Consider the following 26,048-nt stretch of genomic DNA (forward strand, 5'->3'; position numbering starts at 1 on the left):
CCGGCGATCGTCAGGTATTGCGCTTCCCGGCCGGCGGGTTGAGTCGCACGCGGACCGCGGCGCCGGCGCAGAGGATGACCGCCAGGCCGCCGACAATGGTGCTCCAGGTCAGGGCCTCGCCCAGCAGCAGTCCGGCCCAGCAGATGCTCAGGACGGGCTGGACAAGCTGGATCTGGCTTACCTGGGCCATGGGGCCAATGGCGAGGCCGTGGTACCAGGCAAAGAATCCGAGGAACGCGCTGACGACGCCGAGGTAGGCCAAGGCAGCCCACTGCACCGGCGTGCCGGACAGCGGTTGCTCCGCCGTGGAGAGTGCTGTCAGGAACACCATCAGCGGCGATGCGAGCACTAGAGCCCAGGACACGGTCTGCCATGCGCCGAGCTCGCGTGCGAGCAGGCCCCCTTCGGCGTATCCGACGGCCGCGGCCCCGACCGCGCCGAGGAGCAGCAGGTCCGCCCAGTGCAACTGCCCCAAGCCACCGGACTGTGCGAAGGCGAAGAGGATCGCCGCCAGGGCGCCGACGGCCGTCGCAATCCAGAAAGCTGTCCGCGGACGCTCGCGCCCGCGGACAACGGCGGCGGTTGCCGTCGCGGCCGGGAGCAGGGCGATGACGACGGCGCCGTGGCTGGCGGGCGCGGTGGTGAGCGCATAGGACGTGAGCAGCGGGAAGCCGACGACGATCCCTCCGGCCACCACGGCCAGCCGCACCCATTGCACTCCCCGGGGAAGGCGCTGCCGGGTGAGCGCGAGGGCGAAGGCCGCCAGCACAGCGGCCAGGACGGCGCGCGCGGATCCGATGAACAACGGCGACAGGCCGGCTACAGCCACTCGTGTGAACGGAACGGTGAACGAGAAGGCCGCTACTCCGAGGAGGCCCCACCAGAGGCCGCTGGCCTGCCGCGACGGTATCGCTGGGCGAATAAGGGTAGTAGCGCTACTATTGTCTCTCATGAACAACGATAGCAGTTCGAGGATTGCGATGCGACTCCGGGAGTGGATCGCCGGGGCCGCCCCCGGAGCCAGGTTGCCGTCCACGCGGTCACTGGTTGCCGAGTACCAGGCCAGCCCCGTCACGGTGCAAAAGGCCCTGCAGACCCTGACAACGCAGGGGCTGATCGAGAGCCGGCCCGGCGTCGGGACCTTCGTCCGGGCCGTGCGGACCGCGCGCCCGTCCGACTACGGCTGGCAGACGGCGGCCCTCGGTTCGCCGCAGGCACCTCTTCGCCCGGCCTCCGCCGCGATGCGGAGCGCACCTAACGACGTCATCGCGTTCCACTCGGGCTACCCGGACCGGGAACTCCTGCCGGAGCGCCTGGTGCGGGCCGCGCTCACCCGGGCGGCCCGCGGGGACGCTGCCTTATCCCGTCCGCCTGCGGCAGGGCTGCCGGAACTGCAGTCCTGGTTCGCGCACGAACTCGGCACCTCGACCCCGGTCGGCATCACCCCGCCAACCCCGAGTGACGTCATCGTGCTTCCCGGAAGCCAAAGCGGACTGAGCTCCATTTTCAGCGCACTGGTCGGCCGGGGGCAGTCCCTGCTCATGGAGTCCCCGACCTACTGGGGAGCCATCCTGGCGGCTGCCCAGGCCGGTGTACGCGTCGTTCCGGTACCCAGCGGCCCCGACGGTCCCGATCCGCAGGAGCTGTCCCGGGCCTTCGAAGAAACCGGTGCACGGATGTTCTACGCACAGCCGAACTATGCAAACCCCACCGGAGCGCAATGGGCACCAGGGCGGGGCGAGCAAGTCCTGGACGTTGTCCGCATGAACGGAGCATTCCTTGTTGAGGACGACTGGGCGCACGACTTTGGCATCACCACCGCTCCGGTTCCCGTTGCAGCCCACGACGATTCCGGCCATGTTGTCTACCTTCGGTCACTGACCAAGAGCGTCTCCCCGGCCATCCGCATAGCCGCAGTCATCGCCCGCGGCCCGGCACGCGAGCGTATTCTGGCCGACCGCGGTGCCGAGACGATGTATGTGAGCGGCCTCCTTCAGGCGGCAGCACTCGACGTCGTCACCCAGCCCGGCTGGCAGACGCACCTGCGCGGCCTCCGCCTTCAGCTCCAAGCGCGCCGGGACCTCCTGGTGACCAGCCTGCGGCAGCACGCGCCGCAGGCCCACATCACCCACGTGCCCAAGGGAGGGCTGAACCTCTGGGCACGCCTGCCCGACGGGACCGACCTCGAACGGCTCGTCCGCGACTGCGAAACCGCAGGGGTGATCATCGCCGCCGGCACAGATTGGTTCCCGGCCGAACCCGCAGGACCCTTCATCCGGCTAAACTACGCCGGGCCAAACCCGGGCGCGTTCCCGGAAGGGGCGCGGATCCTCGGCGCGGTGCTCGAGCGCAACAGCCGCTAACTAGCTGCCCCGGCCTTCTTTGTCGCGTTCCGACAAGCGGATCGGGCTTTTCCGCTGGCATGATGGACTTCAGACCTACAGTGATTTAGACGTTTGGAACAAAAGGAGCTCATATGGGACTGCTGGACAACAAGACGGCCATCGTGACCGGATCCTCGCGGGGAATCGGCGCCGAAGTGGCCAAGATCCTCGCCGGCGAGGGTGCCGCCGTCGTCGTCAACTACCGCCAGAAGGCGCCGCGCGCCAACAAGGTGGTGGCCGACGTCGAGGCCGCGGGCGGCCGCGCAGTGGCGGTTGGTGCTGACCTGACCACGGACGAGGGAGTGCAGGCCCTGGCGGGCGCCGCCATGGAGAACTTCGGGTCCCTGGACGTCCTGGTGCTCAACGCCTCGGGCGGCATGGAATCGGGCATGGAAGAGGGATATGCCCTCAAGCTGAACCGGGACGCGCAGGTCAACATGCTCAACGCCGCCGTGCCGCTCATGAAGGCGGGCTCCCGCGTGGTGTTCGTCACCAGCCACCAGGCCCACTTCATCAACTCGGTGCCCACCATGCCGGAGTACGAGCCCGTGGCCCGCAGCAAGCGTGCTGGCGAGGACGCCCTCCGCGGGCTCCTGCCGAACCTGGCGGACAAGGGCATCTCGCTGGTCGTCGTGTCCGGCGACATGATCGAAGGCACGGTCACGGCAACGCTGCTGGACCGTTCCAACCCGGGCGCCATCGAGGCCCGCCGCGCCGAGGCCGGCAAGCTGTATTCCGTGGCGGAGTTCGCCGAAGTGGTTGCCAGCATGGCCACCGCAGACGTCGAGTCCGGCCACACGGAGTACGCCGGCGGCTCCGACTACTTCGGCAAGAGCGCCGAATAGCGATTCCCGGCATCCCTTAGAGGGCCGGTCGTCCAGGCGACAAAACCCATCACGACGAGCTCCGGGCAGCACCCCTGCCCGGAGCTCTTGTCTGTCGCGAAGCCAACCTGCACGTCGAGGGCGTTGTCCATGGCGGCCGAGCCGTTTACGGTTCTATTCATGGAACAGCAGCGAGAGGTGACCCGCCGGACCTATCCGTCAGGTGTTCCCTGTTGGGTGGATACCCTGCAGCCCGACGTGGAGGCCGCCATCGACTTCTACGGCGGACTCTTCGGATGGGAGTTCGAGGACGCAGCCCCGTCCGGCGCGGCCGGCCGGTACGTGATAGCCAAGCTTGACGGCCAGGAGGCCGGCGCGATCGCGGGCCCCGGAACCGGCGTCCCCGCGTGGCACACCTACGTCTCCGTGGAGGACGCGGATGCTGCCGCGCGCCACCTGCTCAAGGTCGGCGCAACCCTGAAGTCGGCTCCCGCCGACGCAGGCAACGGAGGCGTTCAGGCGGTGCTGGCGGATCCCGAAGGCGCCGAGTTCCGGATCTGGCAGGCCCGGGAGCGGCCCGGGGCGCAGGCGGTCAACGTGCCAGGCGGATGGAACTTCAGTGACCTCCACACAACAGACACCGAGGCAGCTGCCGCCTTCTACACCAGGGCATTCGACTGGCAGTTCGACCACCTGGACTTCGGAACAATGATCCGACGCCCCGGATATGGTGATCACCTGGAGGCCACTGTCGACCCCAACATCAGGGTTCGCCAGTCGGGGGACGCCGTGCCCCGAGGCTTCGAGGACGCCGTCGCCTGGCTTGTCCCGGCGGCGCCCGGTGAGCGCCCGCAGTGGCACGTGACGTTCACGGTCGCGGACCGGGACAGCACGGCCAAGGACGCAGAGCGCCTGGGCGCCCGCATCCTGGGGCAGGACGATACCGAGTGGACGCGCACCGTCCTGATCCGGGATCCCGGAGGAGCGGTATTCACCGCGAGCCAGTTCACGCCACCGACCGGCTGAATCGACCCGGCTGAATCAAACCGGCCGAAACGACCAGGTTCAGACGCCGGCGATGTGCCGCACGGCGTCGAGGTAGGGCATGTTGACGGCGGCGTCGGCCACGGCACGCACCGCGGGCTTGGCGTTGAACGCCACCCCGATTCCGGCCGCGCCGAGCATGTCGAGATCGTTGGCGCCGTCGCCCACGGCAATGGTGTGCTCCATGGCGATACCTTCGGCGGCGGCCCATTCGCGCAGGTACTTCTCCTTCGCCGCGCGGTCGATCACAGCGCCGAGCACCTTGCCGGTCAGCGCGCCGTCGACAATTTCGAGCTCGTTGGCGATCCAGTAATCCAGGCCTAGATCCTCGGCGATGGGGCGGAGGATCTGGTTGAAGCCGCCCGACACCACGGCCACCACATGGCCGGCGGCCTTGAACGCCGCGACCAGCTCCGCGGCTCCCTCGCTGAGCTTCACTTCAGTCCGAACGGAGTCGACGACGGCGGCCGGCAGCCCCGCGAGGACCGCCACCCGTGCGTGCAGGCTCTGGGCGAAGTCCAGCTCGCCGCGCATGGCGGCTTCCGTGACGGCAGCCACTTCATCGCGCTTTCCGGCATAGGCGGCGAGAAGTTCGATGACCTCCTGCTGGATCAGGGTGGAGTCCACGTCCATGATAAGGAATTTGCGTTCGGCCTTCCGCAGCTCCGCCGGCACGATGGCGGTATCAACACCCGCCCGTCCGGCGTCCTCTTTCGCCGCGGCAACGCGGTGCCGCAGCCCGGCAATATCAGCCACAGATCCGGACGGCACCGAAAAATCAACGGTGCAGACGTCATAGCGGCCGTCGCCGCTGCTCGAGGCAGCTCCGAATGTCGCGCCGGAACCGGCCAGCAGGGACCGGAGGCTTTCCGGTTCCGAAGGGGACAATTTCACGCCGTAGCTGACCGCGGTCACGTTCGAACTCATGGCTGCAATCTTAGCCAGCGCAGCGGTGCCGCCCGAATTCGTTTCGCCGGGCCGGCGCCGGGCCGGCGGCGCACTGGATGACGCACCGGCGGGGACAGCGCTTCAGTTATCAGTCGCACCCCGTTTTGTCCTAGTGTCTACTTCTATGAGTGATGTTCTTGAAATGGCCGCCGTCAGCGTTGTCCGCGGAGCCAAAACGCTCCTGAGCAAGGTTGACTGGCAGGTCAAGGAAGGCGAGCGGTGGGTAATCCTCGGACCCAACGGCGCCGGCAAGACCACTCTGCTCCAGATCGCTGCCGCCAGGCTCCATCCCACGAGCGGCATGGCAGGCATCCTGGAGGAAATCCTCGGCTCCGTGGACGTCTTCGAGCTGCGGCCGCGGATCGGACTCTCCTCGGCGGCACTCGCCAACCAGATCCCCGAGCAGGAGAAGGTCCTCAACGTCGTTGTCACCGCCGCCTATGGCGTGACCGGCCGCTGGCGCGAGGGTTACGAGAAGGACGACGAACGCCGGGCGTTCGCCCTGCTGAATGAATGGGGCATGGGCCCGCTGCTGAACCGCCCGTTCGCCTCACTTTCCGAGGGTGAGCGCAAGCGCGTCCAGATCGCCAGGGCCCTCATGACCGACCCCGAGCTGCTCCTGCTGGACGAGCCCGCCGCCGGGCTTGACCTTGGCGGCCGCGAGGACCTCGTGCACCGCCTCAGCCAGCTGGCCCTCGACGACACCGCTCCCGCGATCGTGCTCGTCACCCACCACCTTGAGGAAGTCCCGCCGGGCTTCACGCACGCGATGCTCATGCGCGACGGCGGCGTCGTGGCCGCCGGACCCGTCGAAGAGGTCCTCACTTCCGGGAACCTCAGCGCGACCTTCGGCCTGCCGCTCGAGGTCTCCGTCAACTCCGGCCGTTACACCGCCACCGCCCGCCGCTAACGGGGCGCCGGCACAGCGTGGAGTTTTTCAGCGGCATTCTTGTGTTCTTCGCCGGCCTGTGGGCCGGCACCATCAACAGCGTGGTCGGATCCGGCACACTGGTCACCTTCCCGGTGCTGATCGCCCTGGGGCTCGCGCCGGTCACGGCGTCAATGAGCAACGCCATGGGCCTGGTGGCCGGAGGAGCGGCCGGCGCCTGGGGATACCGCCGCGAGCTGAAAGGCCGCGGCAGGCAACTTCTGAGGCTGCTCCCGGCTTCCCTCCTCGGCGGCATATCCGGAGCGTGGCTGCTTCTCCACCTCCCCGAAAAAGTGTTCCACTACGCGGCGCCGGTGCTGATCGTCCTTGCGCTGCTCATGGTGGTCTTCCAGCCCCGGCTGCAGCGCTGGGTGCGCAACCGCGAAGAGAACCCGGAGCATGCTCTCCGGGACAAGCACCACAGCGTCCTCCTCGTGGTCCTCGTCTTCCTGGCCGGCGTCTACGGCGGTTATTTTGTCGCCGCCCAGGGGATTCTGCTGGTCGCCATCCTCGGCATCTTCATGACCGGCACCATCCAGAACGCCAATGCCATGAAGAACATCCTGGTTCTCGGCGTCAACCTCATCGCGGCGACGTCCTACCTGCTGTTCGCGTTCGGCCGGATCAACTGGACCGTGGTGGCCATCATCGCGGTCAGCTCGCTCATCGGCGGCCTCGTCGGCTCCAAGGTGGGCCGCAGGCTCTCGCCGCCGGTGCTGCGGGGCGTCATCTTTGCCCTCGGGCTGGTGGCGCTCGGCTTCATGATCGCGAATCTGCTGAAATAATCGGCCGGTGACATTCCACTATCTTGAATCCGCCGCCGATCCGCGGGTCTCCGATTACACGCAGCTGACCGACGTTCACCTGCGCAAGCTCCGCGAACCGGCCGAGGGCATGTACATCGCCGAGTCCTCCCGGGTGCTCCGGCGGGCGCTGGCCGCGGGCCACCGGCCGCGGTCGTTTTTCCTCGCGGAAAAGTGGCTTCCGGACCTGGCCGATATTTTTGAGCAGTACCCGGACGTGCCTGCCTACATCGGCAGTGCCGGCCTCCTCGAGGAGATCACCGGCTTTCACCTGCACCGCGGGGCGATGGCCGCCATGCACCGGCCCGCGCCGGTTCCGCTTCCCGAGCTGCTGGCCGGGGCCCGCAGGGTGGCGGTCCTTGAAGACATCGTGGACCACACCAACGTCGGGGCCATCTTCCGCTCGGCGGCAGCCCTCGGCGTCGACGCCGTCCTCGTGTCGCCGCGCTGCGGTGATCCGCTGTACCGGCGCAGCGTCCGCGTCAGCATGGGCACCGTTTTCCAGGTGCCGTGGGCGCGGCTGGAGTCCTGGCCCGGGGACCTTGCCGTCCTCCGGGACCAGGGATTTACCGTGGCGGCCATGGAGCTCACCGGGGACGCCGTGGACCTCGACGATCTGGCCGCGCGGAATCCGGACAGGCTCGCGCTGGTGCTGGGGACGGAAGGTGCCGGCATGAGTGCGGAGACGCTGGCCGCCGTCGACCTCGCCGTGAAGATCCCGATGCGCGCCGGGGTCGACTCGCTGAACGTGGCGGCGGCGTCCGCCGTGGCGTTCTGGGAGCTGCGGCCGCGGACGTGACGGCGTTCGTCACCCGGCCCCGGATCCGCTATTATTGATAGCTGGCTGCCCTGCGTCTTTTGCTTGCTTTTGATGCGGACAGCGGCCATCCCATTCATACCTGGCAGCTGGCAAAATCCAGCGCTGCGAACAAAGGTCCCACTATGAAGTCTGATATCCACCCGAAGTACGAAGCTGTTGTTTTCAACGACCTGGCTTCCGGCGTCAAGTTCCTGACCAAGTCCACCGTGTCTTCCAAGAAGACCATCGAGTGGGAAGACGGCAACACCTACCCGGTCATCGACGTCGAAATCTCCTCCGAGTCCCACCCGTTCTACACGGGCAAGCAGCGCATCATGGACTCTGCAGGCCGCGTCGAGCGCTTCAACGCTCGCTTCAAGGGCTTCGGCGGCAAGAAGTAACTTACTTCTCCCCAAGGTTCTTTGGAAAAGCCCGCACCGGCAACGGTGCGGGCTTTTTGCGTTCGTGGGGCAGGATGGAACTCATGACTGGCACGCCGCTTGACGTAAACGACAGTGACGCCCCGCGCCTGCACGGCGAGTACAAGGTCCCGGGCGGCAAGCTCGTCGTGGTGGATCTCGACGTCGTTGACGGCGCCTTCGCTGACGTCTCCCTGAGCGGAGACTTCTTCCTCGAGCCCGATGAGGCGCTGCTGGACATCAACTCCGCCCTCGAGGGACTCCCGGAAGGCTCGACGGCGGCCGAGATCGCCGCCGCCGTGGAGGCGTCCCTTCCGGCCGAAGCCGTGCTCTTCGGCTTCTCCGCGGACGCCGTGGCCGTGGCGGTGCGCAGGGCGCTGTCCAAGGCAACCCACTGGAGCGACCACGACTGGAACATCATCGGGCCCACCGTCTTGCCGACGCACCTGAACGTGGCGCTGGATGAGGTCCTCACCGAAGAGGTCGGCGCAGGCCGCCGCAATCCCACGCTGCGCTTCTGGGACTGGGAGGAACCGTCCGTGATAATCGGCAGCTTCCAGTCGGTCCGCAACGAGGTGTATCCCGACGGCGTGGCACGGCACGGGATCACGGTGGTCCGGCGCATCAGCGGCGGGGGAGCGATGTTCATGGAGGCCGGGAACTGCATCACCTACTCCCTCTACCTGCCGCAGACCCTCGTGGACGGCATCAGCTTCGCGGACTCCTACGCGTTCCTGGACGCATGGGTGATGGCCGCGCTGAAGCAGCTCGGCATCGACGCGTTCTACGTGCCGCTCAATGACATCGCCACCGACCAGGGGAAGATCGGCGGCGCCGCGCAGAAGCGGCTGGCCAACGGCGGCATGCTCCACCACGTGACCATGAGCTATGACATCGACGCCGACAAGATGGTGGAGGTGCTCCGGATCGGCAAGGAAAAGCTCTCGGACAAGGGAACGGCCAGCGCCAAGAAAAGGGTTGATCCGCTGCGGCGCCAGACCGGACTGGCACGGACAGAGATCGTATCGGCCATGATGGACGTGTTCGCCGGCAGGTACGGCGCCACGCCGTCGGAGCTCACCGGCGCGGAACTGGAAACGGCCCGGCAGCGGGTGGCGTCCAAGTTCGGCACGCACGAGTGGCTGTACCGCGTGCCGTAGGCGTGCCGGACTAGGCATCGCCTGGACGCGCGTTTAGGAGCCGGGGCTCTGCGTCAGCCCGGGGTGAGGACGCAGAACTCGTTGCCCTCCGGGTCGGCTAGGCACACCCATGGCACATTGCCCTGGCCGACGTCGGCGTCAGTGGCGCCCAGAGCCCGCAGCCGGGCCACCTCTGCCGCTTGATCATCACCGGGGTACGGCATCAGGTCGAGATGGACACGGTTCCACACGGTCTCCTCGCCGGACGTGCGAAGCAATTCCAGATACGGCCCCACACCCTTGGCCGAACGCAGCCTCGCATGATCGTCGGTCACCTCGTGCAGGGTCCAGTCCGTAGCCTCGCCCCAGAACCGGGCCATGGCCCGCGGATCCGCGCAGTTGACCACCACCGTGGCGATCGGCCCGGTGTCCCGGTAGATCGGTCGCGGCTCCAGCACGCAGAACACATTGCCCTCCGGGTCGGCCAGGACCGTCCACGGCACATCACCCTGGCCCACGTCCGCAGGCGACGCGCCGAGCTCCAACAGGCGCGCGACCAGTTCCGCCTGATGGGCCAAGGAGGTGGTGGCCAGATCGAGGTGCGCGCGGTACTTCACTGTCTCGGGGTCCGGGACGGTGACGACATCGACGCACACCGCGGTGGGGTCCGGCCAGGCGAAGCCCAGGGGTTCAACATTGGTCACCCCGGGTCCCTCGCTGGAAACACCCCAGCCGAGCGCCTCCGCCCAAAACCGGCCGAGGGCGGCGTCATCCCGAGCCTTGAAATTCACCTGAACAAGTCGCAGTGCCATACCGCCCGACACTATACCCAGGTAATACCCGATATGGGAGGCACGCCCGAGCTACGCAGGCCGGCCAGGGATGCGGACTGCGCCGTGAGTGCGCGGTGCAGGTGGCTCCGCTGCTCGATGATGATCCGGCGCAGCGCCCGCGGCGCGTCAGGGTGGGCCGCCAGCCAGGCGTCAGTGCGGGCGACCACCGGGTGGTCCTCCGGAGAACCGTCAGCCCGGGCCAGATCACGGGACGCGGGGTAGAGCCCGCGGACAATCCGGCTGGCGATCTCGATGCTCCGTTCCGCCCACACCGTTTCCAGGCAGCCGAAATACGGCTCCACGAAGGGATCCAGCAGGTCCTCGGCGCCGGTGTTGAAGCCGGCGATGGTGGCGCTGAGCAGCTGGTTGGACAGTTCCGTGCCCCGGACCGCCGCATCCCAGGCGGCAGCCTTGACAGCGGCGTCCGGCCTGGCGGCGAGGGCAGTGGCGTGGCCTGCGCGGCCCGACGCGGTGGTGTCCCGCTCCAGCTCGGCGTCGAGTTCGGCCTCGCCCGCCATGCCGTGCGCCGCGAGCGCATGCCACAGGCTCCACCGGAGTTCCGCGTCCACGGCGAGGCCGGGCACAGCGGCCGTGCCGTCCAGCATGCCGCGGAGCAGCGCCAGCTGGCTGGCGTCCGTGCGGCTGAGCGTGGCGAGGGTCCTGGCCCACGCGAGCTGCTGGTCGGAGCCGGGCGCGGCCCTGTGCAGCTCCGCGGCCGCCGCGGACACAAACTCTTCCCGCAAAGAGTCACGCTCGTCGGCCGGCACGTAGTGTTCCAGGGCCGTGGAGGCATTCCCGAGGACGTTCAGCAGCACGCCGATGCCCGTCTCGGCCGGGGCAAAGCTGCGGACGGCCTCCACGTAGCGGGACGCCGGCGTGACGCCGTCCCTGGCCGAATTCCACAGGGCAGTCCAGCACAGGGCACGGGCCATGGGATCGCTGATCCTGTCCAGCGAGGCACGGACGGTGGCCTCGGAGCCGGAATCCAGCCGGACCTTGGCGTAGCTCAGGTCCCCGTCATTGACCAGCAGCAGGGCAGGCCGGGCGACGCCTGCCAGTTCGGAAACCTCCTCCGCCGCCCCGGACAGATCCGTCTCAACCGAAGCGGTGCGGACCAGCATGCCGCCGGTGTCGAAGTTGTACAGCCCGATCCGCAGGCGGTGCGGACGCAGCTCCTGCCGGCCGGAGGCGGGGTCCGGCGTGTCCTGCAGCAGGGTCACCCTGTCCAGCACGTCACCGCTGGCCTCCAGCTCGACGCTCAGCGTCGAAATGCCGGACGTCTGGAGCCACTGCCGCGCCCACACGGCGAGGTCCCTTCCGGACGATGCGCTGAGGGCGCTGAGCAGCTCCGCCAAGGTGGTGTTGCCGTACTGGTGGTCCCTGAAATACTGCCGGGATCCCGCGACGAAGGCGTCGAAGCCGACGTATGCCACGAGCTGCTTCAGGACGGACGCGCCCTTGGCGTAGGTGATGCCGTCGAAGTTCTGTTTGGCGGCCTCGAGGTCGGGGACGTCAGCGACGATCGGGTGGGTGGTGGGCAGCTGGTCCTGGACATACGCCCAGGCCTTGCGGTTGTTCGCGAAGTTGACCCAGGCGGTGTCCCAGTCCGTGGCGCGGTCCACCCCGAGCGTTCCCATGTAGTCAGCGAAGGACTCCTTGAGCCACAGGTCATCCCACCACTGCATCGTGACGAGGTCGCCGAACCACATGTGGGCCATTTCGTGCATCAGCGTATTGGCGCGTGCCTGGTACTGGGAGTCGGCTGCCCGTGAGGTGAAGACGTAGTTCTCCGTGAAGGTGACCAGGCCGGGGTTCTCCATGGCGCCCAGGTTGTATTCGGGGACGAAGGCCTGGTCATACTTTCCCCACGGATACGGGAAGTCGAAGAGCCCGTTGAAGAACTCGAGCCCCTGTTTGGTGAGCTTGAACAGCTCGGCGGTGTCAAACGACTTCGCCATGGACGCCCGGCAGTAAAGGGCCAGGGGCACGTCAAGCCGTGTGCCGTCGTCGAGCGTTTTGCTCCAGTGGTCCCGGGCCTTGAAGTACGGGCCCGCCACGACAGTGGTGATGTAGGTGGACATCGGCAGGGTCGGGGCGAACTCCCAGCGGCTGGCCGCGGCGTCATCGTCCAGCGGGAAGCGCCCTGACTCGGTGCCGTTGGAAGCGACCTCCCACCCGGACGGGGCAGTGACGTGGAAGGTGAACCGAGCCTTGAGGTCCGGCTGCTCGAAGGTGGCGAACACGCGCCGGGCGTCCGCCGGCTCGTACTGTGTGTACAGGTAGCACTGGCCGTCGGCCGGGTCGAAGAACCGGTGCATGCCCTCGCCGGAACTGCTGTACAGGGCTGTCCCGGTGACGGTCACCTCGTTCTCGGCCTGCAGGTTGTCCAGCCGGATCCGGGACCCGTCAACGACGTCGGAGACCGGCAGTTCCGTGCCGTTGAGGACCACGCTGCCGACGTCACGGCAAATGAAGTCCATGAAGGTCGAGGCGCCGGGTTGGCTCGCCGAAAACGCGATGGTGCTTCGGCTGGGGTAGCCGGAGACGTCCGGATCCGCGGCGCTGCGGACGTCGAGGGAGACGTCGTAGCTGTGCGTGGTGATCAGGGCCGACCGTGCTGCCGCTTCATTGGCCTTTAGGTTCTCATTCGACACTCAGCTATTGAATCATGAGCAGTGCGGCTCCCAGGCCGAGGGCCGCGATCAGGAACCATGCCACGAGGGCGGCCAGCAGCGCGCGCAGCCCGGTGTGCAGCAGGGTGCGGATGCGCACCGCGGATCCGAGCCCGAAGAGCGCGGCGCCCAGCAGAATGTCCTGCAGCCCGGCCGCGGCGTCGAGCCAGCCAGCAGAGATCCAGCCCGTGGACCGGAGCGCGACCAGCGCCACGAAGCCCACCACGAACAGCGGCACCACGGGCGGAAGCGCTTCGGGCGGAGTCCCGGCTGCGGCGGACGGCTGAACGGCGGCCAGGCGTTGCTGCAGTCCCGCCGCGGCCACCATGGGCGCCAGCAGGATCACCCGCGTCAGCTTGACGACGACGGCGATGCCCAGCGCCGCCGGCCCTGCGGTCTGCGCTGTGGCCACCACCTGTCCCACGTCGTGCACGGACGCACCCGTCCACGCACCGAACACCTCGGCGCTGAGGTTCAGCGGATGGACCAGCAGCGGCAGGGCTCCGATGGCCAGCGTGCCGCACAGCGTCACAAGAGCCACCGGCAGGACGGTATCGGCATGCCGGATCCGACGTACGGCGGCCATCGCGCCGATCGCCGACGCACCGCAGATCGAAAATCCGGTGGCAATGAGCAGGGAGGCCTCCTGCGGAAGCCGGAACAGCCGGGAAATTCCGTAGGTCCCGGCGAAGCTGGCCAGCACCACCGCCGTAATCAGCAGCAGGGACGCCCAGCCGAGCCCCAGGACTTCGGTAATGGCGACCTTGAGCCCCAGGAGCACGATGCCGGCGCGCATCAGGTGCTTGCCGGCGAAATCCAGTCCCGGCCGTGCCCGGCCGGCTGCCCACACCGCCGTGAACGGCAGATTGGCGGCCAGCAGGCCCAGGACCACGGCCAGGGTCATGGCAGGCAGGGCCGGAACGGCGGCGTGGAGCGCGAAGGCGACTGCGAGCGCCACGAGGGCCGTCAGCAGCCCCGGCAGAATCCGGGTAAAGTGCTGATGCATCACCCCGCGCAGCTGCCGCCGCATCGGCGTCGGGAATCGGAAGTCTGGCACGTCCCAACCATGCCGGACACCGGCGGCAAAAGACCAACCGGGCGGACCCCTCCAACACGCCACAGACGGGTCCGGTAATGAATTCGCAACAAAAAGGTGGTTGGCTTATGACCATGTCTGACCTATTCCAGGATTACTCCGAGGCTGCCGGCCGCACCGGCGCCTACGACGAGATGTTTGCCCCTGGGCAAGTGGCCCGCAAGTCCTACGGACAGGTCGCGGGTGCCCTTCGCGAACTTTCGCTGGCGGACGTCAGCGCCCGGGCGGACTCGATGGCGCGTACGTTCCTGGACCGCGGCGTGACCTTCGATTTCGCGGGGGAGGAGCGTCCGTTCCCGCTCGACATCGTGCCGCGGGTGATCCCAGCCGACGAGTGGGACGTCCTGGAGCGCGGCGTGGCGCAGCGCGTTCGGGCCCTCGAGTCGTTCCTCAACGACGTCTACGGCAAGATGACGGTCGTTTCCGACGGCGTGATCCCCCGCCAGCTTGTCACCACCAGCGCACACTTCCACCGCGCCGTGCACGGCTTCGAGCCGGCCGGCGGCGTGCGCGTGCACATCTCGGGCATCGACGTCGTTCGCGACGCGGCGGGAACCTTCAGGGTCCTGGAGGACAACGTGCGTGTGCCGTCGGGGGTCAGCTACGTGCTGGAGAACAGGCGCGCCATGGCCAAGGGCCTTCCCGAAGCCTTCGGCCAGCAGCTCATCCGGCCCGTGGAGGAGTACCCCCGCCGGCTGCTGTCCGCCTTGCGGAAGACGGCGCCGTCCGGCGTCGACGACCCCACCGTGGTGGTGCTGACCCCCGGTGTCTTCAACAGCGCGTACTTTGAGCACACCCTGCTCGCCGGCCTGATGGGCGTGGAACTCGTGGAGGGCCGCGACCTTATCTGCCGCGGCAACCGTGTGTACATGCGCACCACCGCGGGCGAACAGCGCGTTGACGTGATCTACAAGCGCATCGACGACGACTTCCTGGACCCGCTGCAGTTCCGCGCCGATTCCATGCTGGGCTGCCCGGGCCTGGTCAACGCGGCCCGCGCCGGCGGCGTGACCATCGCCAACGCCGTGGGCAACGGCGTGGCGGATGACAAGCTGGTCTACAGCTACGTCCCGGACCTGATCCGCTACTACCTCGGCGAAGAACCCGTCATAGCCAACGTGGACACCTTCCGGCTGGAGGAAAAGGAAGCCCGCGAGCACGTCCTGGACCGCCTCGACGAGCTCGTCGTCAAACCGGTGGACGGCTCCGGCGGCAAGGGCCTCGTCATCGGTCCGGACGCGTCCAAGGACGAGCTGGAGGCCCTGCGCAAGCGGGTCATCGCCGACCCCCGCGGCTGGATCGCCCAGCCCGTCCTGCAGCTGTCCACCGTGCCCACGCTCAGCGGCGACAAGTTCGGCCCCCGGCACGTTGACCTCCGGCCCTTCGCAGTCAACGACGGCGACGACGTCTGGGTGCTGCCCGGCGGCCTGACCCGCGTTGCGCTGAAGGAAGGCTCGCTGATCGTGAACTCCAGCCAGGGCGGCGGATCCAAGGACACCTGGGTGCTCGCGGATTCCCCGCAGGTGCCGGTGGAGCGGCTGCCGCGGCAGACCGTCACCGTCCGGGAACGCGTCTCCGTGTGGCCGGTCGAGAGCAACTGGCGCGACCGCCAGTCGGAGCAGCAGCAGTGACGCCGCACATATTCATGCCCACATCCACCACCATGCTCGCGCAGGAGGTAGCCGCACATGCTTAGCCGAATCGCCGAGTCCCTTTTCTGGATCGGCCGCTACGTTGAACGGGCAGATGGCACAGCCCGCATCCTGGACGTCCACCTTGAACGGCTGAACCACCTGCCCACGGAGGAGCGGCGCAGCGTGGCCCGCGAACTGCTCGCCGTCATGGGGGCGCGCCCGCAGAGCGAGGACTTCGGCCTCGAGGAGCTCCTGCACGCCCTCGCCTATGACAAGCACAGCGCCACGTCCATCGCCGGTTCGCTCGGTGCTGCCCGGGAGAACGCCCGGCGTGCCCGCGAGACCGTGTCGTCCGGACTGTGGGAGAGCCTGAACACGACGTACTACGGACTGAACCAGCACCGCAAGGACGTGGTGGGCACGTACCGCTTCTGCCATTGGGTGCTGGAGCGGACGGCCATGGTGAGCGGACTGGCGGACACCACCGTCAGCCACGATGACAGCTGGCTGTTCCTGGCCCTGGGCCGCTCCCTGGAGCGCGCCGACATGACGGCCCGCATGCTCTCCACCCGAGATGTCCTCTCCGCAGGCATGTCCTGGGTGAACATGCTGCGCTGCGCCGGCGCCTACGAGTCCTTCCTGCGGACCCGCCGCGCCGCTTTCGGCGACCAGCACGCGGCCGAGTTCCTGCTGCTGGACCGGCTCTTCCCGCGCTCCATCGTCTACGCCCTGCGCGACGCCGACGAGTGCCTGGCGAAGCTGGATCCGTCGGCCCAGCGCGTCGGCTTCATCAACGACGCCCGCCGGATCGTGGGCCAGGCCCGCACCTTCCTGGAGTTCCACCGGACTGACGACCTGATGTCGGAGCTTCCGGAGCACATGGAGCGCGTGCAGAAGGCGGTTTCGCAGGCATCAGACGCCATTTCCCGTAAGTACTTCAATCAGGCGGACGAACTGGCCTGGGTGGGAGAAGTTTCATGACCCGGCTGAGCATCATTCACAAGACCGGCTACAACTACAACAAGCGCGTCACGCTGTCCTACAACGAGGCCCGCATGACGCCGCTGACGGATCCGCAGCAGGTGGTGCTGGAGTCGTCCATGAAAGTGTCCCCGTCCCAGGCGGCGGTCAGCAGCTACCGCGACTACTGGGGCACCCGGGTCACCGCGTTCGACATGCAGATGCCGCACGAGCACCTGGAGGTCCTGGCGACCACCACCGTCGAGGTACACCGGTCGGTCCGGATTCCGTCGGAAACGGACATTGTGGGCTGGAACGTCATCGCCTCTCCGGAGACAGTCAACCGGTTCAGCGACTGGGTTCCGCAGTCCCAGCTGACCGGCCCGGGGGAGGAGGTGCTCGGCATCATCCCCGGCGTCGTTGCGGGCAAGAACCCGCACGAGGCCGCCATGGCAATTTTTGAGTGGATGCGCGGTGAGATGACCTACATGAAGGGCACCACCGGCGTCACCACCAACGCCGAGCAGGCATGGAACCAACGGCAGGGCGTGTGCCAGGACCTGGCACACCTGGCTATCGGGTCGCTGCGCAGCTGCGGCATCCCGGCACGGTACGTCTCCGGTTACCTTCACCCGCGTTCGACGGCGGACATCGGCGAGCCCGTGGCCGGCCAGTCCCATGCGTGGCTGGAATGGTGGGACGGGGAGTGGCGGAGCTGGGACCCCACGAACCACAAACCTGCCGGGGACTTCCACGTCACGGTGGCACGCGGCCGGGATTACCGGGACGTGCCGCCCCTCAAGGGCATCCTGTCCGGCGGCGGCGGATCCACGCTCAGCGTGAGCGTGGAGATCACCCGGCTGGCCTGACGGCTTCCTTTGTTGCCGGCGGCGCCTACTCGGGAGAAGACCTGACGGCGCCGCTGAGCTGCGTCCACCATGTCAGCGGCGGCGTGACTTTGAAGCGCCTTCCCGTGACCGAATCGGGAGTGATACGGACGAAATGGTCCTTCTTCCCGCCCTGCCACGGGAAGAGGTAGAGGGAAGCGGTATCGAGGATTCCCTCAATGCCGGTGATGGCCGCGGCCTTGCCCTTGACCACCACGCTCCAGGCCATCCCGGTGGCCGCGTCAACGCCGTCCGCTTCCAGGGCCACGGGGGTGTCCCCGAGGGCGCCGCCAAGTTTGGTGCCCTCGTCCGTGCGGAACACCAAGGTCCCGTGATCCACCGTGTAGTTGAGCGGGAAGATGTCCGGATGGTCATCGACCCAGACGGCCAGCCGGCCGACGGAGACCTGCCGCAGGAGGTCCCAGCACTGCCGCGATTCCAGATGTTCCACAGGTTCCGGGGGCGCTGCGGGAGAAGGCTCGTTTGTCATGTTCCAGAGCCTACGCCGGCGCCGGTGAGCCCACCAGAGCCCGCCCGATGGCGCCGGCTTGGCTTCCGCCGGCAGGTTGCCGATTACCAGGGGCTCGGCTTGTAATCCTTCAGGAACACGCCGTACTGGTCCTCGCCGCTTTCGCCCATGACGATCGGATCGTAAACGCGTGCGGCGCCGTCCACGAGGTCCAGGGGGGCGTGGAAGCCTTCCTCCATCAGCCGGACCTTGGTGTAATGCGGGCGTTCGTCGGTGATCCAGCCGGTGTCAACGGCCGTCATGAGTATGCCGTCCGTGTCCAGCATTTCCTGTGCGCTGGTCCGGGTCATCATGTTCAGCGCCGCCTTGGCCATGTTCGTGTGCGGGTGCCCCGGGCCTTTGTAGGCCCGGGAGAACTGCCCTTCCATGGCGGAGACGTTCACGATGTACTTCCGGCGTGCCGTGGAGCGCTTCATGGCGTCCCGAAGCCTGCTGACGAGAAGGAACGGCGCGGTGACGTTGCACAGCTGGACCTCGAGCATTTCCAGCGGGTCCACCTCGTCCAGCACCTGGGTCCAGCTGTTGATCGCGGCGACGTCCGGTACCAGCCCGCCGGCGTCGATGGCGGTTCCGGACGCGATGCGTTCCAGCGACGCCGAACCGGTGGACAGGGCCAGTGAGGTGATGGCATCGCCGGCGAGGACCGGGTGCTCGGTGACGCTGCTTGCGAGGGCCAGCGGGTGCTTGTCGTGGGCGTGGCCGAAGGTCACCAGCTCGGGTCCTCCGTTGGCGGCTTCGAGGGCCGCGGGCAAGGGCTCGTCCTCTGCGTCCACGAGGGGCTTGTAGGCGTTGCCCGAGCGGCGCACGGTCTGCGCAGCGTTATTGATGATGATGTCCAGCGGGCCGGCGGCGCTCACCGAATCGGTGAGGGCCATGACCTGCGACGGGTCACGGAGGTCGATGCCCACGATCTTCAGCCGGTGCAGCCAGTCGGCGCTGTCTTCCATGGCGGCGAAGCGGCGCGCGGCATCCTTCGGGAAGCGCGTCGTGATGGTGGTGTGGGCGCCGTCGCGCAGGAGCCGCAGCGCGATGTACATGCCGATCTTCGCGCGGCCGCCCGTGAGCAGTGCCCGGCGTCCGGTCAGGTCCGTCCGGGCGTCGCGCTTGGTGTGGCTGAACGCCGCACACTCCGGGCAGAGCTGGTGGTAAAAGGCGTCCACCTGCGTGTAGTGCTGCTTGCAGATGTAGCACGGCCTGGATCTGATCAGGTGGCCCGCGACCTTGCCGGTGGCTGACGGCGCGAGCTTGTTGCCGCGGGTCTCGTCGTCGATCCGGTCCGGTGCGGCCGTGGCCGTCTGGGCGATCACGGCGCGGTCCGATTCCGCAATCAGGTCCCGTTTGGTCACGCGCCGGTGCCGCTTGACGGCCTTGAACATTTTGCCCGTGGCTCGGCGTACCGAGACGTAGTCCGGGTGCTCCTCGTCGTAGACGTGGATGGTGTTAAGGACTTTAAGGCAGGCCTGAATCTCTTCAGGCGACAGATCGGAGGAGCTCATTGATCTGATTTTACAGCCTGCGGAGCATCAGGCCTGCCCATATAGCCTTACTGAAACCGGGATCTCAGGAGCGGCTGTTGATGGTCTGCTGGGTGGGTGCTTCCACGCCGACGGCGGCAGCCCGGGCCTGGCCCGCCTGCGCCACAGACTCGCGCACTCCGGGGAGGTTCTCGGTGGCGGCCTTCACTGAGTTGGGAACAAGGTGCAGGTTGGCGGCGGAGAGTGCCCGTTCGGCGTCGTCGGGCTCGGGGACGGCCTGGCCCTTCGACAGCACGGTGATCCCCGAATCCGTGACCTTGAAGCCGCGGGCGCGGTCGAGTTCCGCATCGAGTCCGATCGCGGCACCGGCGGGAACCTTGACGTTTTTGTCGATAATGGCCCGGTGGACCACGGCGCCCTCGCCGATCTGGACCTTGTCCATCAGCACCGAATCAACCACGCGGCTGGCCGTGCCGACGTAGACGTCGTTGGAGAGGACGGAGCCTTCCACGATGCCGCCGGAGATGACCACGCCGCTGGCCACGATCGAGTCCAGGGCGCTGCCCACGGTGTTGTGCTCACCGCGCACGAACTTGGCGGGCGGGGAGATGCTCTGGCGCGTGTAGATGGGCCATTCGGAGTTGTACAGGTTGAAGACAGGCAGCGGCGAGATCAGGTCCATGTGGGCGTCGTAGAACGAGTCGATGGTGCCGACGTCGCGCCAGTACGTGCGGTCGCGTTCGGTGGATCCGGGGATGTCGTTGAGCGTGAAGTCGTAGACGCCGGCTTCGCCCTGGTTCACGAAGTAGGGGATGATGTCCCCGCCCATGTCGTGCTTGGTGTCCAGGCGTTCGGCGTCGACGTGCAGGGCGTCCACCAGGGCGTCGGCGTTGAAGACGTAGTTGCCCATGGAGGCCAGGAACTGGGTCGGATCCGCGGCCAGCCCGGGCGTCGAGGACGGCTTTTCAACGAAGGCGGCAATCTTCTGGGGGTCTTCGGGGTCAACCTCGATCACGCCGAACTGGTTCGCCATGTTCAGTGGCTGGCGGACGGCTGCGACGGTTGCCTTGGCGCCGCTCTTGACGTGCTGTTCAACCATCTGGGCGAAGTCCATCCGGTACACGTGGTCCGCCCCGACCACGACGACGATGTCGGGGTTGGCGTCACGGATCAGGTTCAGGGACTGGTAGATGGCGTTGGCACTGCCGAGGAACCAGCTCTTGCCGACGCGCTGCTGTGCGGGAACCGAGGCCACATAGTTGCCGAGCTGGGTGGACATCCGCCAGGTCTCGGAAATGTGGCGGTCAAGGCTGTGGGACTTGTACTGCGTCAGGACCACGATCTGCAGGTAGCGGGAATTCACGAGGTTGGACAGCGCAAAGTCGATCAGCCGGTAGCTTCCCGCAAAGGGCACGCCGGGTTTGGCCCTGTCCGCCGTCAATGGCATGAGACGGTTTCCCTCGCCTCCGGCGAGGACAATGGCCAGGACTTTCTTATTCAACGGCATGTGGTCGCTCCTGTACGCCTTCGTATCTTCCCCAAAAGTCCGGCTCGCCCGGACTTCTTCACACTAGAACAGTTCAACCGTAACGACTACCTTGGGTATCGTGCGAATAGACATTGTGACTAAAGAATTCCCGCCGGAGATTTATGGTGGCGCGGGCGTCCACGTAGCCGAGCTGAGCCGGGTCCTGGCCAAGCACGTCGACCTGCAGGTGCGTGCCTTTGGCGCGCCCCGGGACGCCGACTACCACGGGGCCACGGTGACGTCCTACTCCGTACCGGAGGATCTCGGGTCAGCGAACGCCGCGGTCCAGACGCTCGGGGTGGACCTGCGCATCGTTCCGGACATCGCCGGCGCGGACCTCGTCCATTCGCATACCTGGTACGCCAACATGGCCGGCCACCTGGCCTCGTTGCTGCACGGCATCCCGCACGTCCTGAGTGCCCACAGCCTGGAGCCGCTGCGCCCGTGGAAGGCCGAGCAGCTCGGCGGCGGCTATGCGCTGTCCTCCTGGGTGGAGAAAACGGCCTACGAGGCGGCCGCCGCCATCATCGCCGTCTCCGAAGGCATGCGCCAGGACATTCTGCGCAGCTACCCCGACGTGGACCCCGCCAAGGTCAAGGTGGTGCACAACGGCATCGACGTCAGCATGTGGAACCGCGATGAGAACCACGACGCCGTGCGCGCCCTCGGCATCGACCCCGACCGCCCCAGCGTGGTGTTCGTGGGACGGAACACCCGGCAGAAGGGTGTTCCCTACCTCCTGCGGGCCGCCGCCAAGCTCCCCGAGGACGTCCAGCTGGTGCTGTGCCTCGGTGCGGCGGACACCCCCGAACTTGCCGCGGAGACTGCCCGGCTGATCGAAGAACTCCAGAGCCAGCGCAGCGGCGTGGTGCTGATTGAGCGGATGCTGCCACGCAACGAGCTCATCCAGGTCCTCAGCCACGCCACCGCCTTCGCGTGCCCGTCCATCTACGAACCGCTCGGCATCGTGAACCTCGAGGCCATGGCCTGCGGCGCCGCCGTGGTTGCCAGCGCCACCGGCGGCATCCCCGAGGTGGTCCAGCACGGCGAAACCGGGCTCCTCGTGGAGATTGAACAGGTCACCGACGGCACCGGCACCCCGCTGGATCCAGAAAAGTTCGTCAGCGAGTTTGCTGCTGCCCTTACCGAGGTGGTTTCTGACCCGGAGCGCGCCCGCGCCATGGGCGAGGCCGGCAGGCGCCGGGCCGAGGAGCACTTTTCCTGGGAATCCATCACCGAGACCACCCTCGACGTCTACCGCTCGGTACTGTAACGCGAGGCGTTCTTGACCTTCCTGGAATGTTGCGAACCGCAGCATTCCAGGAGGGAAGGGTATTGATGCTGCAGGTTCGCGCTTTTCAGCTGAGTAACGTCGATGTCGGACGTAGTTCGATCCTGGACCCCGCTGAACTCACTCGAGCCGCGCTATTCAGTGATGAACTCCCGCGTCGGCGTTTTCTGGCTGGCCGATTAGTGCAGCGCCATTTTGCGGCAGAGCTTCTTGGGCTCGCAGATGATCGGCTGGAGATCGATTATCACTGCCCTGTGTGTGGCCAAGGTCCCTGGCTGAACCACGGACGGCCGGGATATACGGTGGAAGGCCGTCCCGTTCCGCTTGTGCTGAGCCTGTCGCGGTGCGGAGACTGGGCAGTTGTCGCCGGGCAGCTAGATGCCGACCTCACCGGAGCGGTCGGGGTCGATATTGAAGATGAATCGTCCACGGCCTTTGAGGGTTTCGACGCAGAACTGCTGACTGATGGGGAACGACGCCTCACACTAAACACTCCCGAGCACAGTCGTCCCCGGTTGAGGGCGCAACTGTGGACTCGGAAGGAAGCCCTCCTGAAGGCACTCGGAACTGGACTGGCGCGGGAGCCAAACAGCATTGATGTCGTTGCTGATCCTCGCGTCCGCAGCATGGCTCCGGAGCCACTCGGCCTTCCGGCGGATCTGGCAGTGGCCGTCGCCTGGCTTGCAGTGCCACCGCTCCGCTGAGGCGGTCCTAGGGCGCCTCGACGTCCGGGTACCTCCGCAGGCTGCCCAGTAGGTGCCCAATGACGGCGGCGAGGAAACCGCCGTCGGACGTCCTGCGATTCACTTTTCTCCTGAAAATCCAACACTGTGGCGGACAGAAGCCGGCAGCCACTTGATTGCTTGCCGCAACGAACTTAAGCTGGACTCGTCGGAAAGAGTCGGCTGGGAGCTGTTCCGGAGACACCATGCCGTAGTGGATGCGCTGGGCGTCCGTGGGATTTTAGTCCCGAAGGAAGATGACCTAGTGATGGACATATTCGACGCCATCGAATCCGAAGTTCGATTCTATTGCCGCAGCTGGGATGTCGTTTTCGAGCGGGCGGCCGGCAGCACCCTCTACAGCGAAGATGGCAGGGAGTATCTGGACTTTTTCTCCGGGGCCGGGGCGCTGAACTACGGACACAACAACCCGGTGCTGCTGCGGCCACTCGTGGAATATCTGCTCTCCGGTTCCATCGTTCATTCACTCGATATGAAGACGGTAGCCAAACGGCGGTTTTTGGAAACCTTCCAAGAGTTGATACTCAAACCCAGAGATCTGAACTACAAAGTGATGTTTCCGGGACCTACGGGGACGAACTCCGTGGAAGCGGCCTTGAAGCTGGCCCGTAAGACCACAGGTCGGCACACTGTCGTCAGCTTCACCAATGCATTCCACGGCATGACTCTCGGCGCTTTGGCCGTCACGGGCAATTCGATGAAACGGCAAGGGGCAGGGATTCCTTTGACGAACACCGTCAGCGTGCCCTACGACGGATTCTTGGACGGCGAGGCGTCGGATTTTCTGTGGCTCCAACGCGCCCTGGAGGACACCGGCTCCGGGCTCGACAAGCCGGCCGCCGTGATTGTCGAAACTGTTCAGGGTGAGGGTGGCCTCAGGGCGGCACGCGAATCCTGGCTGAGGAGGCTGTCGGAGATCTGCCATGAGCATGGCATTTTGCTCATCGTTGACGATGTGCAAGCTGGCTGCGGACGGACAGGAACATTCTTCAGTTTTGAGGCCGCCGGCATTGTTCCCGATATCGTCTGCCTTTCGAAGTCCATTTCGGGCTTCGGGCTTCCTTTGGCTCTTGTTCTCTTCAAGCCGGAGCTGGATATCTGGAAGCCCGGCGAGCACAACGGAACTTTCCGGGGACACAATCCCGCCTTCGTAACGGGAACTGCGGCCCTGGAGAATTTCTGGCAGGACAGGAATCTTGAGTTGAAGGTTGCGGGGCTCGGGGCACAGCTGCATGAAGGGCTCACACAAATCGCCTCCGCCACTGAAGGAGCCAGGGTCCGGGGTCGGGGTCTGCTGGCAGGTATCTTCTATCCTGACCCGAGTGCGGCTGGAAAGATTGCTGCTGAATCCTTCTCCCGGGGTCTGTTGGTGGAAACGTCGGGGCCAAACGGCGAAGTAGTCAAAACCATGCCCGCGCTGACTATCAGCGCCGAGGACATGCGGAAGGGACTGGAGATTTTGGCAGGCGCCGCGGCGGCCGTCATCGGTGAACCAGTCGTGTGGAGATCTGTGGCCTGAGATCCCAAGGAAGTGACTCGGTGCCGGTAGCGAATTCGGCAGCGCAGCCGTAAGTGAGGCGAGGCCGATCTAAGATGGGTGAATTTGAACGAGTATTGGATGACCGGTTCCGGCTACGGGACGTAAGCACGCAGACCCCCCGGCGCATTCGGCACATGATGAACACGCCGCCGTCTGACTCGTTGTCTGCAGTGGCGGGTCGGGCGATCGTTCCGGGGCTTATTGTACAAAAATTCGGCGGCTCGTCTGTTGCGGATGCGGCGGGAATCCGCCGTGCCGCCGAGCGGATATCCAAAGCGCGGCAGGCAGGATATCAGGTAGTTGTTGTGGTATCCGCTATGGGCGACACTACCGACGAGCTGTGCGACCTAGCCGCTGAAGTTTCCGCTCGGCCGCGTCCCGAAGATCTGGATGGCCTTCTGAGCACCGGGGAGCTCGTGTCATCGGCGCTTCTGGCCATCGCATTAGCGGATCTTGGCGAGGCGCCCTGCACGTTCACCGGGAGCAAAGCGGGCCTCATAACGGACGACATTTACGGCAAGGCGCACATTATCGACGTGAAACCCTTCCGCGTCCGCGCTTGCCTGAACGGCGGCGGGATCCCGATCGTGGCGGGGTTCCAGGGCCGAACGGAAAAGGGCAGGAGGGTCACCACCCTTGGACGTGGCGGTTCGGACCTGACCGCGGTGGCGCTTGCGGCGGCACTCGGCGCAGGCATCTGTGAAATATACACCGACGTGAAGGGCGTTTACACTGCCGACCCCCGTGTAGTTCCGACAGCTCGGAAGATCGCTGTCCTTTCGAGCGAGGAGATGCTTGAGTTCGCTGCCGGCGGAAGCAAGGTGCTCCAGCTGCGGTGTGTCGAGTATGCCCGCAGATTCGGTATTCCGATTCACGTGAGGTCCTCGTTCGTGCCGGATATGGGTACGCTGATTCTTCCCGGACTCGATCGCAATCCTTTTCGAAAGCCCGTTAGGGAGCAGCCAGTTATCAGTGAGGTCGTGAGCGCCAACACGGCTGCGCAAATTACAGTTGTGGGGATTCCCGATGAACCGGACAAGGTAGGCGACGTGTTCATCCGCCTTTCGCGGTCGGAAATAGATGCCCAGATAATCGGCCACAGTACTCCGGAACCCATTGCCAGGCGTTCCGACGTTGCCTTCACAGTTCCTGCTTCTCAATCCATCTCTGCACTAGCCGTGCTGCATGCGGCTCAAGCGGCCATAGGATTCCAAGAAATACGGCACAACGATCATGTCGGCAAGGTGTCGCTCGAAGGCTTGGGCATGCGGTCCTCACCCGAAGTCTTTTCCAAATTCTTCAAGGCGCTTTCAACGGCGGGAATCGACCTCGATCTTGTCGAAATATCGGAAACCCGTGTTGGGGCCATCACTAGAGCCGAGCAACTGGAGAAAGCCGCCGAGGCAGTCAGACTCGCGTTTGGCCTGGTTTCAGCTGGCGGGGCCGTGACGGGGGACCGGTTGAGCCGGAGGCCGCGGCACCCTGACGGCTTGTCGCCCGAGGATAGTCCTCATTGGAGCATTCAAAGCCAGTATTCGTCGTCCGGGACGGCGGTACTGGGGCGTAGATAGT

The 26,048-nt window shown here is 66.3% G+C and carries 23 protein-coding genes; 15 read left to right on the forward strand and 8 right to left on the reverse strand.

What is annotated here, in order from left to right:
* Positions 1 to 10: 10 nt before the first annotated feature.
* Positions 11 to 952 carry a DMT family transporter gene (locus ASG92_RS09570; RefSeq protein WP_056627140.1) on the reverse strand — a complete coding sequence of 314 codons (942 nt, stop codon included), beginning with the start codon at positions 950 to 952 and terminating at the stop codon, positions 11 to 13.
* Here ASG92_RS09570 and ASG92_RS09575 point away from each other — a divergent pair.
* The 3 genes from ASG92_RS09575 to ASG92_RS09585 all read left to right on the forward strand — a co-directional run bounded on the left by ASG92_RS09575 (position 951) and on the right by ASG92_RS09585 (position 4,234).
* Positions 951 to 2,363: a PLP-dependent aminotransferase family protein gene (locus ASG92_RS09575; protein ID WP_056627143.1), complete on the forward strand. Its 1,413-nt coding sequence runs from the start codon at positions 951 to 953 to the stop codon at positions 2,361 to 2,363. The two genes, ASG92_RS09570 and ASG92_RS09575, sit on opposite strands and share 2 nt — an antisense overlap.
* Before the next feature lie 113 nt (positions 2,364 to 2,476).
* Complete coding sequence (locus ASG92_RS09580; protein WP_056627146.1) at positions 2,477 to 3,229, forward strand: SDR family oxidoreductase; 753 nt, start codon at positions 2,477 to 2,479, stop codon at positions 3,227 to 3,229.
* Positions 3,230 to 3,388: 159 nt separating this feature from the next.
* Positions 3,389 to 4,234, forward strand: coding sequence for a VOC family protein (locus tag ASG92_RS09585; RefSeq protein ID WP_056627435.1), 846 nt, complete (start codon positions 3,389 to 3,391; stop codon positions 4,232 to 4,234).
* Between the two features lie 39 nt (positions 4,235 to 4,273).
* Here ASG92_RS09585 and serB read toward each other — a convergent pair whose 3' ends face one another.
* On the reverse strand, positions 4,274 to 5,179 hold the full coding sequence (gene serB / locus ASG92_RS09590; protein ID WP_056627148.1) for a phosphoserine phosphatase SerB: 906 nt from the start codon (positions 5,177 to 5,179) through the stop codon (positions 4,274 to 4,276).
* A 145-nt stretch (positions 5,180 to 5,324) separates the two neighbouring features.
* Here serB and ASG92_RS09595 point away from each other — a divergent pair, with 145 nt between their 5' ends.
* The 5 genes from ASG92_RS09595 to ASG92_RS09615 all read left to right on the forward strand — a co-directional run bounded on the left by ASG92_RS09595 (position 5,325) and on the right by ASG92_RS09615 (position 9,309).
* On the forward strand, positions 5,325 to 6,110 hold the full coding sequence (locus tag ASG92_RS09595) for an ABC transporter ATP-binding protein (RefSeq protein WP_056627150.1): 786 nt from the start codon (positions 5,325 to 5,327) through the stop codon (positions 6,108 to 6,110).
* A 17-nt stretch (positions 6,111 to 6,127) separates the two neighbouring features.
* The gene (locus ASG92_RS09600; protein WP_056627153.1) at positions 6,128 to 6,913 is read left to right on the forward strand and encodes a sulfite exporter TauE/SafE family protein; all 786 of its coding nucleotides are present in this window, start codon (positions 6,128 to 6,130) and stop codon (positions 6,911 to 6,913) included.
* Positions 6,914 to 6,920: 7 nt separating this feature from the next.
* The gene (locus ASG92_RS09605) at positions 6,921 to 7,730 is read left to right on the forward strand and encodes an RNA methyltransferase (RefSeq protein WP_056627155.1); all 810 of its coding nucleotides are present in this window, start codon (positions 6,921 to 6,923) and stop codon (positions 7,728 to 7,730) included.
* A 143-nt stretch (positions 7,731 to 7,873) separates the two neighbouring features.
* The gene (locus ASG92_RS09610) at positions 7,874 to 8,131 is read left to right on the forward strand and encodes a type B 50S ribosomal protein L31 (RefSeq protein ID WP_028267311.1); all 258 of its coding nucleotides are present in this window, start codon (positions 7,874 to 7,876) and stop codon (positions 8,129 to 8,131) included.
* 83 nt (positions 8,132 to 8,214) lie between these two features.
* Entirely contained in the window at positions 8,215 to 9,309 is a 1,095-nt protein-coding gene (locus ASG92_RS09615; RefSeq protein WP_200951928.1) for a biotin/lipoate A/B protein ligase family protein, read from the forward strand.
* Positions 9,310 to 9,362: 53 nt separating this feature from the next.
* Here ASG92_RS09615 and ASG92_RS09620 read toward each other — a convergent pair whose 3' ends face one another.
* The 3 genes from ASG92_RS09620 to ASG92_RS09630 are packed head-to-tail and all read right to left on the reverse strand — an operon-like array spanning position 9,363 to position 13,799.
* Positions 9,363 to 10,100 (reverse strand): VOC family protein, encoded by a 738-nt coding sequence (locus ASG92_RS09620; RefSeq protein WP_056627158.1) that lies wholly within the window; start codon positions 10,098 to 10,100, stop codon positions 9,363 to 9,365.
* An 11-nt stretch (positions 10,101 to 10,111) separates the two neighbouring features.
* Positions 10,112 to 12,775, reverse strand: coding sequence for an aminopeptidase N (gene pepN / locus ASG92_RS09625; protein ID WP_056627160.1), 2,664 nt, complete (start codon positions 12,773 to 12,775; stop codon positions 10,112 to 10,114).
* Between the two features lie 4 nt (positions 12,776 to 12,779).
* Positions 12,780 to 13,799 (reverse strand): putative sulfate exporter family transporter, encoded by a 1,020-nt coding sequence (locus ASG92_RS09630; RefSeq protein ID WP_056627438.1) that lies wholly within the window; start codon positions 13,797 to 13,799, stop codon positions 12,780 to 12,782.
* 164 nt (positions 13,800 to 13,963) lie between these two features.
* Here ASG92_RS09630 and ASG92_RS09635 point away from each other — a divergent pair, with 164 nt between their 5' ends.
* The 3 genes from ASG92_RS09635 to ASG92_RS09645 are packed head-to-tail and all read left to right on the forward strand — an operon-like array spanning position 13,964 to position 17,352.
* A complete protein-coding gene (locus ASG92_RS09635) occupies positions 13,964 to 15,520 on the forward strand; it encodes a circularly permuted type 2 ATP-grasp protein (protein WP_056627441.1) in 1,557 nt (518 codons plus the stop codon).
* 57 nt (positions 15,521 to 15,577) lie between these two features.
* Positions 15,578 to 16,504 (forward strand): alpha-E domain-containing protein, encoded by a 927-nt coding sequence (locus ASG92_RS09640; protein ID WP_056627162.1) that lies wholly within the window; start codon positions 15,578 to 15,580, stop codon positions 16,502 to 16,504.
* Complete coding sequence (locus tag ASG92_RS09645) at positions 16,501 to 17,352, forward strand: transglutaminase family protein (protein ID WP_056627164.1); 852 nt, start codon at positions 16,501 to 16,503, stop codon at positions 17,350 to 17,352. The genes ASG92_RS09640 and ASG92_RS09645 overlap by 4 nt, the downstream gene beginning before the upstream one ends.
* Before the next feature lie 25 nt (positions 17,353 to 17,377).
* On the opposite strand, the gene ASG92_RS09650 is transcribed toward ASG92_RS09645, so the two are convergent.
* The 3 genes from ASG92_RS09650 to glgC all read right to left on the reverse strand — a co-directional run bounded on the left by ASG92_RS09650 (position 17,378) and on the right by glgC (position 20,881).
* A complete protein-coding gene (locus ASG92_RS09650; RefSeq protein ID WP_056627165.1) occupies positions 17,378 to 17,860 on the reverse strand; it encodes a pyridoxamine 5'-phosphate oxidase family protein in 483 nt (160 codons plus the stop codon).
* 83 nt (positions 17,861 to 17,943) lie between these two features.
* Positions 17,944 to 19,395, reverse strand: a complete 1,452-nt coding sequence (locus tag ASG92_RS09655) for an SDR family NAD(P)-dependent oxidoreductase (RefSeq protein ID WP_056627167.1) — start codon at positions 19,393 to 19,395, stop codon at positions 17,944 to 17,946.
* Positions 19,396 to 19,459: 64 nt separating this feature from the next.
* A complete protein-coding gene (gene glgC, locus ASG92_RS09660; protein WP_056627169.1) occupies positions 19,460 to 20,881 on the reverse strand; it encodes a glucose-1-phosphate adenylyltransferase in 1,422 nt (473 codons plus the stop codon).
* Between the two features lie 100 nt (positions 20,882 to 20,981).
* On the opposite strand from glgC, the gene glgA reads away from it, so the two are divergent.
* The 4 genes from glgA to ASG92_RS09680 all read left to right on the forward strand — a co-directional run bounded on the left by glgA (position 20,982) and on the right by ASG92_RS09680 (position 26,047).
* The gene (glgA, locus tag ASG92_RS09665; protein WP_056627170.1) at positions 20,982 to 22,175 is read left to right on the forward strand and encodes a glycogen synthase; all 1,194 of its coding nucleotides are present in this window, start codon (positions 20,982 to 20,984) and stop codon (positions 22,173 to 22,175) included.
* Between the two features lie 26 nt (positions 22,176 to 22,201).
* Positions 22,202 to 22,897, forward strand: a complete 696-nt coding sequence (locus ASG92_RS27240; protein WP_082579411.1) for a 4'-phosphopantetheinyl transferase superfamily protein — start codon at positions 22,202 to 22,204, stop codon at positions 22,895 to 22,897.
* Between the two features lie 286 nt (positions 22,898 to 23,183).
* Entirely contained in the window at positions 23,184 to 24,455 is a 1,272-nt protein-coding gene (gene ectB / locus ASG92_RS09675; RefSeq protein ID WP_056627175.1) for a diaminobutyrate--2-oxoglutarate transaminase, read from the forward strand.
* Between the two features lie 155 nt (positions 24,456 to 24,610).
* Positions 24,611 to 26,047 carry an aspartate kinase gene (locus ASG92_RS09680; RefSeq protein WP_346762986.1) on the forward strand — a complete coding sequence of 479 codons (1,437 nt, stop codon included), beginning with the start codon at positions 24,611 to 24,613 and terminating at the stop codon, positions 26,045 to 26,047.
* Position 26,048 lies beyond the last annotated feature (1 nt).

The sequence above is a fragment of the Arthrobacter sp. Soil736 genome, from assembly GCF_001428005.1.
GTDB lineage: Bacteria > Actinomycetota > Actinomycetes > Actinomycetales > Micrococcaceae > Arthrobacter.